The 11024-nt window shown below is 63.6% G+C and carries 11 protein-coding genes; 9 read left to right on the top strand and 2 right to left on the bottom strand.

Going from position 1 to position 11024, the window contains the following annotated elements:
- Positions 1-104: 104 nt before the first annotated feature.
- Both FXV83_RS25690 and FXV83_RS25685 read right to left on the bottom strand, forming a co-directional pair.
- Positions 105-752 (bottom strand): alpha/beta hydrolase, encoded by a 648-nt coding sequence (locus tag FXV83_RS25690; protein WP_014495555.1) that lies wholly within the window; start codon positions 750-752, stop codon positions 105-107.
- Between the two features lie 339 nt (positions 753-1091).
- Positions 1092-1946, bottom strand: coding sequence for a LytTR family DNA-binding domain-containing protein (locus FXV83_RS25685; RefSeq protein WP_235940167.1), 855 nt, complete (start codon positions 1944-1946; stop codon positions 1092-1094).
- Positions 1947-2125: 179 nt separating this feature from the next.
- Between FXV83_RS25685 and FXV83_RS25680 the strand changes: the two genes are divergently transcribed.
- The 9 genes from FXV83_RS25680 to FXV83_RS25640 all read left to right on the top strand — a co-directional run bounded on the left by FXV83_RS25680 (position 2126) and on the right by FXV83_RS25640 (position 11021).
- Positions 2126-3319 carry an acyltransferase family protein gene (locus FXV83_RS25680; RefSeq protein ID WP_148742408.1) on the top strand — a complete coding sequence of 398 codons (1194 nt, stop codon included), beginning with the start codon at positions 2126-2128 and terminating at the stop codon, positions 3317-3319.
- A gap of 59 nt (positions 3320-3378) precedes the next feature.
- Positions 3379-4518: a cysteine desulfurase family protein gene (locus tag FXV83_RS25675; protein WP_148742407.1), complete on the top strand. Its 1140-nt coding sequence runs from the start codon at positions 3379-3381 to the stop codon at positions 4516-4518.
- 116 nt (positions 4519-4634) lie between these two features.
- Positions 4635-6131: a Fe-S cluster assembly protein SufB gene (sufB, locus tag FXV83_RS25670; protein WP_148742406.1), complete on the top strand. Its 1497-nt coding sequence runs from the start codon at positions 4635-4637 to the stop codon at positions 6129-6131.
- Positions 6132-6261: 130 nt separating this feature from the next.
- Positions 6262-7014 carry a Fe-S cluster assembly ATPase SufC gene (sufC, locus tag FXV83_RS25665; protein ID WP_148742405.1) on the top strand — a complete coding sequence of 251 codons (753 nt, stop codon included), beginning with the start codon at positions 6262-6264 and terminating at the stop codon, positions 7012-7014.
- A gap of 11 nt (positions 7015-7025) precedes the next feature.
- The gene (gene sufD / locus FXV83_RS25660; protein ID WP_148742404.1) at positions 7026-8330 is read left to right on the top strand and encodes a Fe-S cluster assembly protein SufD; all 1305 of its coding nucleotides are present in this window, start codon (positions 7026-7028) and stop codon (positions 8328-8330) included.
- Complete coding sequence (locus FXV83_RS25655) at positions 8327-9574, top strand: cysteine desulfurase (RefSeq protein ID WP_148742403.1); 1248 nt, start codon at positions 8327-8329, stop codon at positions 9572-9574. Before sufD ends, FXV83_RS25655 begins: the two co-directional genes overlap by 4 nt.
- Positions 9571-9942, top strand: a complete 372-nt coding sequence (locus FXV83_RS25650) for an SUF system Fe-S cluster assembly protein (protein WP_008558582.1) — start codon at positions 9571-9573, stop codon at positions 9940-9942. Before FXV83_RS25655 ends, FXV83_RS25650 begins: the two co-directional genes overlap by 4 nt.
- A gap of 125 nt (positions 9943-10067) precedes the next feature.
- Positions 10068-10409, top strand: a complete 342-nt coding sequence (locus tag FXV83_RS25645) for a HesB/IscA family protein (RefSeq protein WP_038970205.1) — start codon at positions 10068-10070, stop codon at positions 10407-10409.
- A 204-nt stretch (positions 10410-10613) separates the two neighbouring features.
- Positions 10614-11021: a TfoX/Sxy family protein gene (locus FXV83_RS25640; protein WP_148742402.1), complete on the top strand. Its 408-nt coding sequence runs from the start codon at positions 10614-10616 to the stop codon at positions 11019-11021.
- Positions 11022-11024: the final 3 nt, after the last annotated feature.

Here is an 11024-nt window from a genome sequence, read left to right as displayed (position 1 = left end):
AGCCCGGATGGAGCGAAGCGCAATCCGGGGCCTTGTCTCCGCGGATGGAGCTTCCCGGATTTCGCTTTCGCTCCATCCGGGCTGCAAGGCTCAGCTACGAGGCCTCAGCGCACGTTGGCGAGCCGCATGTCGAGATAGGCGGTGATGGTTTCCATCAACGGCTCGAGCTTGGCGTCGAAGAAGTGATTGGCGCCGGGGATGACCTGCTGGTCGATCACGATGCCCTTCTGCGTCTTCAGCTTCTCGACCAGCGTGTTGACGTCCTTGGGCGGCACCACCGCATCCTTCTCGCCATGCACGATCAGGCCGGAGGACGGGCAGGGCGCAAGGAACGAGAAGTCGTAGAGGTTGGCCGGCGGCGCGATCGAGATGAAGCCCTCGACCTCGGGGCGGCGCATCAGCAGCTGCATGCCGATCCAGGCGCCGAAGGAGAAGCCGGCAACCCAGCAGGCGCGCGCCTCGGGATTGATGGTCTGTGCCCAGTCGAGCGCGGCAGCGGCATCCGACAGTTCGCCGGTGCCGTGGTCGAACGAGCCCTGGCTGCGGCCGACGCCGCGGAAGTTGAAGCGGAGCACCGAGAAACCGCGATGCGCGAAGGCGTAGTAGCACTGGTACACGATCTGATGGTTCATCGTGCCGTGGAACTGCGGGTGCGGATGCAGGATCATCGCGATAGGCGCGTTCTTCTGCTTGGCCGGATGGTAGCGGCCTTCGAGACGGCCAGCAGGGCCGGTGAAAATAACTTCGGGCATGGATGATCTCTTGTTGATTCCTTGAAGACGGTCCTCAGCAACCAACCGATTGCGCGGACTTTCATCGGCTGTTGTGCCGACAAAACCGCGAATGGAAGGGTGGAGCGGCGCCCTCGGATGATGCGCGAGCGGCGCGCAGTGAACTGACGCGCGCGTTCTAACATGAGGCGTGGGTCAAAAAGCAAGCATCTTCGGCATCTCTCAATGACCTCAAGAACTTAGCTGAACGTGGCGATGTCATGAGCGGCCCGGCGCGCGCGCTCCTGCCGCTGTCATGCGGATCAGGCGCGACGATGAAGGCCGCCGCTGAGCTCATGTGCCTCGGTCAAGTAACTGGAATCACGTGGGTTTATCGTCCCTCGGACGATCCCCGGGCGACTCACGCGGATGCCGCGCGGCCCCAAGCGAGGCGACCGCCGGCCGGTAGCGGCGGCTGCCCCCAAGCGTCTGCCCGTTATCGAAAGTGAGTTCGAAATCCCCCGATGGCTTGAGGTCGACGCTGCTCACCCGGTCGAGATTGGCAAGTTTTGTGCGGTGGACGCGCACGATGCCGAGGCGCGACAACTCGCTTTCGGCCATCGCGAGCGTCCCGCGGATCAGGTGCTGGGTGCCGTCGGCGAGGCTGTATTCGATATAATTGCCGGCGGAGGCGACCCACAGGATATCGCGGGGCGCGACGCGAATGCGGCTCGTGCCGTCTCTGAGCCAGATCAGATCGGGGCGTGGGGATTGTTGCGGGCCGGCCGGCACGGGCGTGATGGCCGTTGCAGCCCTTTTCAGCTCGCGCCGGCTTTCGAGCAGCCAGAGCGTGCTGCCGATCAGGAAAACGGCCACGCTGTCCTTGCGAAACTCGTAAAGGATCGTCGCAAGCGAGAAATGGAAGTCGTAGGCGCTTCCGGCAAGCCAGAGCGCGAGCTTCCGGATCCAGACCATGCCGGTGATGTGGAGGGCCGAGAAGCCGAGCAGGGTGGCGACGCCGATCCCGACCCGCAGGACGCCCGAGGCGCGGCGCATGCGCCGCATGGCGAGCATGAGGATCGGCACCAGCAGCAGGATGACGGCGATGCTCGAGAGCTCAAAGAAAAGCCGCCGGCCGATGTTGGAACTGTCGCCGCGCCAGGCGGCATCCTGCGCGCCGGAGAGCGCATTCACGATTCCGATCGCGAGCGAGACTGCGGCGATCGCGACGAACATCGTCCAGTCGTTGCCGCTGGTCCCTGAAGCCCCGCCGCTCGTCCCCGCGCGCGGCACTTCATCCCTTCGCTCCCGGTCCTGATCCCAAACCGGCTCGACGCGCTCGGTTTGTGAGGCATTTTCAGTGTCAGCCATGGCCGAAGAACCGCGTTTGGCGTCCCCTCAAGGAGCAGAAAACCATGTCAACACCACAGCAACTCTCGACTTCGGAACGGCGCATCGATCTGGACTGGGTACGGATTTTAGCCTTTGGGCTTTTGATCTTCTACCACGTCGGCATGCTCTACGTGTCCTGGGCATTTCACATCAAGAGCGTGCACCGGCTGAGCTGGCTCGAGCCCCTGATGCTGGTCATTAATCCCTGGCGGCTGTCGCTGTTGTTCCTGGTTTCCGGTGTCGCCACCCGCTTCATGCTGGGCAAGTACAATCTCGGCGCCTTCGTCGGCGCGCGCTCGGCACGGCTCCTGATCCCACTGATCTTTGGCATGTTCGTGATCGTGCCGCCGCAGTCCTACCTCCAGATCGTTGAGAGCCTCGGTTACCCCGCCGGCTTCGCCGATTTCTACCTCCGGCATTATCTGGCGTTCGGCGCGCAATTCTGCCCGACCCCCTGCATCGTGCTCCCGACCTGGAACCATCTCTGGTTCGTGGTCTATCTGTGGGTCTACACCGTCGCGCTGGTCGGCGTGCTCTGGCTGTGGCCGGTGCTGGCCGATCGGCTCGGTGCGAGACTGGCTGTCCTGCTCGCCGGACCCGGTCTGCTGGTCCTGCCGTGCCTTTTGTTCGCGGCCTGGCGCCTGTTCCTGTTCCCGGTCTTCCCGTCGACGCACGCACTGTTCGGCGACTGGTACAACCACGCGGACCATGCGACCGCGTTCCTGATTGGCTTCCTGCTGGCGAAAGAGGACAGCATCTGGCGCGACATCGAGCGTCAGCGGTGGATTGCCCTGGCCGTCGCCGCGAGCCTGTTCGTCGTATTCATTCTGCTTCGTGCCGGCCTGTTCGAGCCGTCGTCGATGCTGAGGTGGTTCGCAAGTTCGGCGTATGGTTGTTATCAGTGGCTGGCGATGGCCGCTGTGCTGGGCTTTGCGCGGCGCCACTTCACCGCCGACCGCGCCGTGCGCCGCTACCTGACCGACGCAATCTTTCCCTATTACATCGTGCACCAGACCGCGATCATCGTGATCGCGCACGCACTACAGGGCAGCGGTTTGTCGGCCGGAAGCGAGGCCTTCATCGTCATTGCTGGCACCGCGCTCACCTGCGTGGTCACCTATGAGATGGTACGGCGGATCGCCTGGCTGCGGCCGCTGTTCGGTTTGCGGATGGAGCGGCGCCGCCCGGCCGCGATCGCGCAGCAACAGCCGGCCTGATGCGAACCGGCTTCCGATTGGCGCAAGGACAAAAGGTGCAAAGGTGCTAAGAGGGCGGCATGCCGACCCGCGTTTATCTCGATTGGAACGCGACCGCGCCGCTGCGCTCCGAGGCGCGGGCGGCGATGGTCGCCGCCTTCGATCTCATCGGAAACCCGTCCTCGGTCCATGCCGAGGGGCGGGAGGCCCGGCGGCTGGTCGAAGAGGCCCGCGCGGCGCTTGCGAGCGCCGTCGGAGCCTTGCCGCGGAACGTTGTTTTCACCTCGGCCGGGACCGAGGCCAATGCGCTGGCGCTCTCGCCTGGGCTTAAAGGGGCATCCGGCGGCCCGGTGCAGCGACTCCTGGTTTCGGCGGTCGAGCATGCCTCGGTACTGGCTGGAGGCCGTTTCCAGGCCGATGCGGTCGGGCAGATCCGGGTGACGCGGTCAGGCGCGGTCGATCTCGGCCATCTGAAGGACCTGCTCGGCAGCGGCCCGCCGGCGCTGGTTTCCGTCATGGCGGCCAACAACGAGACCGGCGCGCTTCAGCCCATCGCCGAGGCCGCGCGGATCGTTCACGAGGCCGGCGGCCTACTGCACGTCGACGCAATCCAGGCGCTTGGAAAAATACCATTCAATATCAAGGCTATAGACGCTGACCTCGCAACCTTTTCTGCGCACAAGATCGGCGGCCCCAAGGGTGTCGGCGCGCTGGTCGTCGCGGAGGGGCTCACCGGTTTGGAACCGGTGCTGCGCGGCGGCGGCCAGGAACTCGGCCGGCGGGCAGGAACCGAGAATGTCGCAGGCATCGCCGGCTTTGGTGCCGCGGTGAAAGCCGCGCTTGAGGCTCTGCCAGAGGATGCGGAGCGGATGACAACCCTCAGAGATCATTTGGAAAATGATCTCCGGGCGATTGCCGGGGCGACGATCTTTTCGCAGGATGTTGCGCGGTTGCCGAATACCACGCTGTTCACGGCACCTGGCTTGAAGGCTGAGACCGCCGTCATTGGCTTCGACCTCGAAGGGATCGCGGTGTCCTCAGGCTCGGCCTGTTCCTCCGGGAAGGTGCAGCCGTCACATGTCCTTTCGGCCATGGGATTCGATCCCGCCACCGCCCAGGGAGCAGTGCGCCTCAGTCTGGGCTGGTCCACGGGACCAGAGGACATCAATAGGGCGTTAGAGGCTTGGCGAAAGCTCGGGAATACCCTACTTAAGGGCTAAGCGACGAAACACGGCTTGAACGGTTCTAAGGGCGTGCTTCGCGCCAAGAAACATCGTAATAGTCGTCCGAGTTTGATGATCCACCGCGGTCCTTGAAACCGCGAGCGGAGGATGGAATGCCAGCCGTACAAGAGACGGTCGAGCGCGTGAAGCGCATCGACGTCGACCAGTATCGTTATGGGTTTGAGACCCTGATCGAGTCCGACAAGGCCCCCAAGGGGCTGTCGGAAGAGACCGTCAAGTTCATCTCCGAGAAGAAGAACGAGCCCGCCTGGATGCTCCAGTGGCGGCTGGAAGCCTATCGGCGCTGGCTGACCATGACCGAGCCGACCTGGGCCCGCGTCGACTATCCCAAGATCGACTTCCAGGACCTGTATTATTACGCGGCGCCGAAGCCGAAGAAGACGATCACCTCGCTCGACGAGATCGATCCGGAGATTCTCAAGACCTACGAGAAGCTCGGCATTCCCCTGCGCGAAGTCGCCATGCTCGAAGGGGTCGAGCCCAAGGTAGGCGAGGACGACCCGGCCCGGCGCAAGATCGCGGTCGATGCGGTCTTCGATTCGGTCTCGGTGGCGACCACCTTCAAGGCGGAGCTGAAGAAGGCCGGCGTGATCTTCATGCCGATCTCGGAGGCGATCCGCGAGCATCCTGAGCTGGTGCAGAAATATCTCGGCTCCGTGGTGCCGACCTCGGACAATTTCTACGCGACGCTGAACTCGGCGGTGTTCTCCGACGGCTCGTTCGTCTACGTGCCGCCGGGCGTGCGCTGCCCGATGGAGCTGTCGACCTATTTCCGCATCAACGAACGCAACACCGGCCAGTTCGAGCGCACGCTGATCATCGCGGACAAGGGCTCCTACGTCTCCTATCTTGAAGGCTGCACTGCGCCGCAGCGCGACGAGAACCAGTTGCATGCCGCCGTGGTCGAGCTCGTTGCGCACGACGACGCCGAGATCAAATATTCGACGGTGCAGAACTGGTATCCCGGCAATTCGGAAGGCAAGGGCGGCATCTACAATTTCGTCACCAAGCGTGGCGACTGCCGTGGCAACCATTCGAAGATTTCGTGGACCCAGGTCGAGACTGGTTCAGCCATCACCTGGAAGTACCCGAGCTGCATCCTGCGCGGCGACAATTCCCGCGGCGAGTTCTACTCGATTGCGATCTCGAACGGCTACCAGCAGGTCGATAGCGGCACCAAGATGATCCACCTCGGCAAGAACACGTCGAGCCGGATCATCTCCAAGGGCATCGCCGCCGGCATGTCGCAGAACACCTATCGCGGCCTCGTGACGGCGCACCGAAAAGCCACCGGCGCGCGCAATTTCACTGCCTGCGATTCGCTGCTGATCGGCGACAAATGCGGCGCGCACACCGTGCCGTACATCGAGGCCAAGAACTCGTCGGCGACGTTCGAGCACGAGGCCACCACCTCGAAGATCTCCGAGGACGTGCTGTTCTACTGCGTCCAGCGCGGGCTCTCCCAGGAAGAAGCCGTCGGCCTCGTCGTCAACGGCTTCGTCAAGGACGTGCTCCAGCAGCTCCCGATGGAGTTTGCGGTGGAAGCGCAGAAGCTGATCTCGATCTCGCTGGAAGGTTCGGTCGGATAGCTCCGCCCTCATCCTGAGCAGGCCGCAAAGCGGCCGTCTCGAAGGTTGGATATCGGAAAGATTGTTGGCCTCATCCTTCGAGACGCGCCTTCAGCGCTCCTCAGGACGAGGGGATAGATGGAACAAAACAATGGCCTTGCTTGAAGTGAAAGACCTGAAAGTCCGTGTCGAGGAGCGTGAGATCCTCCATGGCCTGACGCTGACCGTGAACGAGGGCGAAGTCCACGCGATCATGGGGCCGAACGGCTCCGGCAAGTCGACGCTCTCGCACGTCATCGCCGGCAAGCCCGGCTATGAAGTCACTGATGGCCAGATCCTGTTCAAGGGGGAGGATCTCCTGGAGATGGATCCGGACGAGCGCGCCGCCAAGGGCGTGTTCCTTGCCTTCCAGTATCCGGTGGAAATCCCCGGTGTTGCCACCATGACGTTCCTGCGCACCGCGCTCAACGCACAGCGCAAGGCGCGCGGAGAGAGCGAATATTCCACCCCGGACTTCCTGAAGAAAGTCCGCGAGGTCTCGAAATCGCTGAACGTCCCGCAGGACATGCTCAAGCGCGGCGTCAATGTCGGCTTCTCCGGCGGCGAGAAGAAGCGCAACGAGGTGCTGCAGATGGCGCTGTTCGAGCCGAGCCTGTGCATCCTCGACGAGATGGATTCCGGCCTCGACATCGACGCGCTGCGCATCGCGGCCGATGGCGTCAACGCGCTGCGCTCGCCCAAGCGCGCGATGGTCGTCATCACCCATTATCAGCGGCTGCTAAACTACATCGTGCCTGATTTCGTGCACGTGATGTCGCGTGGCCGTGTCGTGAAGAGCGGCGACAAGGAACTGGCGCTGGAGCTGGAAGCGTCCGGCTACACCCAGTTCGAGGACGCTGCGTAAGGAATTTTGCAATGAACGTTGCTGTGGCAAAGACCGGGAGTGGCCGCGCGGTGAGCGATCTCTTCACCAGCGCCGAAGGTCGGCTGCCGGGTTCGCCCGCGGTGATCGCGACCCGCCGCGATGCGTTCGAGACCTATGAGCGTCTCGGCCTGCCGCACCGCCGGATCGAGGAATGGAAATACACCGACCTGCGTGCGCTGGTCGGCGAGCTGCTGCCGCTGGCGGCAGCACCCGATGCCGCGGCGTTGGCGAGCGCGGCCGACGCGGTGAAGGCGCATGCGGTCGCCGGCGCGCGCAAGCTGGTGCTGGTCGATGGCGTGTTCGCGGCCGGTCTGTCGGACGTGAAAGCGCTCGCCTCCGAGGTGGGCTTCAAAACTCTGCAGGAGACCTTGGAGAAAGACGCCGGTCTCCTGAAGACTGCGGCGGTCGATGCCGTGATCTCGCTCAACGCGGCCATGGCGAGCGATGGTGTCGTGCTGTCGATTGCCGATGGCGCTCAGCTGTCTGCGCCGATCCAGATCATTCATGTCGCCACTGCTGCCTCGGCCTCGGCTTTCACCCGCTCGCAGGTCGCGGTCGGGAAGGGTGTCCGCGCCACCATCATCGAGAGCTTTGTCGCGGCTGGCGCCAAGGCCTACCAGGTCAATGATGCCGTCATCCTCTCGATCGGCGACGATGCCGACGTCGCGCATATCCGCCTGCTGGACGATGCGCCTGACGCGGTGAACATCACCTCGCAATTCGTCACTGTCGGCGCCAACACCAAGGTCAACTTCTTCAACATGACCAGCGGCGCGGCGGTTAGCCGGCTCCAGGGCTTCATCACGCTGGCGGGCGAGGGCAGCGACCTCTCGATCAATGGCGTCAACCTGTTGCAGAAGACCGAGCACGGCGACACCACGCTGGTGGTCGACCATGCCGTGCCGAACTGCGTCAGCCGCGAGATCTTCCGCGCCGTGATCGACGACCGCGCCCATTCGGTGTTCCAGGGCCGCATCATCGTCCGTCCCGACGCACAGAAGACCGACGGCAAGATGATGACCCGGGCGCTGCTGCTCTCGGACGAAGCCGAAGCCGACAACAAGCCCGAGCTCGAGATCTTCGCCGACGACGTCTCCTGCGGCCACGGCGCCACCGCTGGCGCGCTCGACGACAACCTGCTGTTTTACCTGAAGGCACGCGGTCTGCCCGAGAAGCAGGCCCAGGCGTTGCTGATCCAGGCCTTCGTCGGCGAGGCGATCGAGCAGATCGCCGATGATAATCTCCGGGAGCACGTGATCGGCATCGCCGAGCGCTGGCTGGAGCGGCGGTCATGAGCACGCATCCGGCGGTCAAGAACGGAGCCTATGACGTCGGGCGCGTGCGCCAGGACTTTCCGGCACTCGCAATGCAGGTCTACGGCAAGCCACTGGTTTATCTGGACAACGCAGCCTCCGCGCAGAAGCCGCAGTCCGTGCTCGATCGCATGACGCAGGCTTATGTTTCCGAATACGCCAACGTGCATCGCGGCCTGCACTACCTCGCCAATGCCGCGACGGAGGCCTACGAGGGCGCGCGGGCAAAAGTCGCGCAGTTCGTCAATGCGAGCCGCACCGAAGAGATCATCTTCACCCGCAACGTCACCGAGGCGATCAACCTCGTTGCGTCGTCCTGGGGTGAGCCGAACATCAAGCAGGGCGATGAGATCGTCCTCTCGATCATGGAGCATCATTCCAACATAGTGCCCTGGCATTTCCTCAGGGAACGCCACGGCGCAGTGATCAAATGGGCGCCCGTGGATGACGAAGGCAACTTCCTGATCGACGAGTTCGAGAAGCTGCTGACGCCGAAGACCAAGCTGGTCGCCATCACGCAGATGTCGAACGCGCTCGGGACGTTCGTTCCGATCAAGGAGGTCGTGCGGCTGGCTCACGACCGCGGCATTCCCGTGTTGGTCGACGGTGCGCAAGGCGCGGTGCACCTGCCAATCGACGTGCAGGACCTCGACTGCGATTTCTACGCGTTCACCGGTCACAAGGTTTATGGCCCGACCGGCATCGGCGCGCTCTATGCCAAGCACGAGCACCTCGTCGCGATGCGGCCCTTCAACGGCGGCGGCGAGATGATCCGCGAGGTCGCGAAGGATTGGGTCACCTATGGCGACCCGCCGCACAAGTTCGAGGCAGGCACTCCGCCGATCGTCGAGGCCGTCGGCCTCGGCGCGGCCATCGACTACGTCAATTCGATCGGCAAGGAGCGCATCGCCGCGCACGAGCACGATCTCGTCACCTACGCCCAGGACCGCCTGCGCGAGATCAACTCGCTGCGCCTGATCGGTACCGCCCGCGGCAAGGGCCCGGTGATCTCGTTCGAGCTCAAGGGCGCGCACGCCCACGACGTCGCCACCGTGATCGACCGCCAGGGCATCGCGGTGCGCGCCGGCACCCATTGCGTGATGCCGCTTTTAGAGCGGTTCAACGTAACCGCCACATGCCGGGCGTCGTTCGGCATGTATAATACGCGGGAAGAAGTCGATCATCTGGTTCAGGCGCTTTTGAAGGCGCGGGATATGTTCGCATGAGTGATACGGCCGAAATCAAAGCCAATCCGATGGAAACCCAGTCGGCACTGCCGCCGGAGGAGACCGAGCGTCTCACCACCGAGATCATCGCCGGGCTGAAGACCGTGTTCGACCCGGAAATTCCGGCCGACATCTACGAGCTCGGCCTGATCTACAAGGTCGAGATCAAGGACGATCGTTCGGTCGATGTGCAGATGACGCTGACGACACCGAACTGTCCGGCTGCCGGCGAGCTGCCGACCATGGTCGAGAACGCGGTCGCCAGTGTTCCCGGTGTCGGCGTGGTCGACGTCAAGGTCGTCTGGGAGCCGCCCTGGTCGCCCGAGCGCATGAGCGACGAGGCCCGCCTCGTGCTCAATATGTGGTAGGTGCGGCGAAACGCGCGCTGGCACTGAACTTGCTGGATTGAAATCGCATCCGAACGGACCACATAACAGATATGACCCAGGTATCATCAGCTCCAGTCAAGCCGAAGCGGCCTCGCCCGCAGGTGATGCGGCTGACGGACGCTGCCGCGCAGCGAATTACCGAGCTGACCCAGCGCGCCGATTCCGAGATCGTGGGCTTGCGCGTCGGCGTGAAGAACGGCGGCTGCGCCGGGCAGTCCTACACGGTCGAGTACGCCCATGATGTCCGCCCGACCGACGAGGTCGTCGAGGACAAGGGGGTCAAGATCCTGGTCGATCCCAAGGCCGTGCTGTTCCTGCTCGGCACCGAGATGGACTACAAGGCCGACAAGATGCAGGCCCAGTTCGTCTTCAACAACCCCAACCAGATCTCCGCCTGCGGCTGTGGCGAGTCGGTCGAACTGCGGCCGGCGAAGATCGACGGGTAGGCGCCCGTTTCTCGCAAATCACTCCGCTGTCGTTCTGGCGAAGGCCAGGACCCATACCGCGTGATTTCGCGGTGATCGTCGGTGCCAGTACCGGCGCTGGCACGACTGGCAGTCTTCGCTAAACTCCTTCCTGTGGCAATGGGTCCTGACTCCAGTGCGCAATTGCGCACAAGGCCAGGACGACGATGGGGAGACAGTTCGGCCATGGACCGCGAATTCCTGATCGACCTCTTCGCCGATTTCGGCCCCGTCACCATCCGAAAGATGTTCTCCGGCTACGGCATCTCCGCCGACGGCATCAACTTTGCGCTCGCCTTGCGCGCCGGCCTGTTTTTTCGCGCCGACGAGCAGACCATCCCGGATTATGAGGCCGAAGGCTCAAAGCCGTTCCAGTACCAGACCCGCGCCAAGACCGTGCTGGTCAACTCCTACTGGGAGCTGCCCGCGCGGCTGTTCGACGATTCCGAGGAGCTTGCGCAATGGGCGAGGGCGGCTCTCGCCGCCGCCGGGCGCGCCAAGGCGAAGAAGCGGCCGAAGGTGAAGAAGGCCGAGCCGACGAAGCTCGTTGCGAAGAAACGGCCAGCCAAGAAGGCGGTTCGTAGCAACCATTAAAGC

The organism is Bradyrhizobium hipponense, from assembly GCF_008123965.1.
In the GTDB taxonomy this organism is placed as follows: domain Bacteria; phylum Pseudomonadota; class Alphaproteobacteria; order Rhizobiales; family Xanthobacteraceae; genus Bradyrhizobium; species Bradyrhizobium hipponense.
Note: the sequence above shows the minus strand (reverse complement) of the source record. Positions and strands in the feature narration are given on the sequence as shown.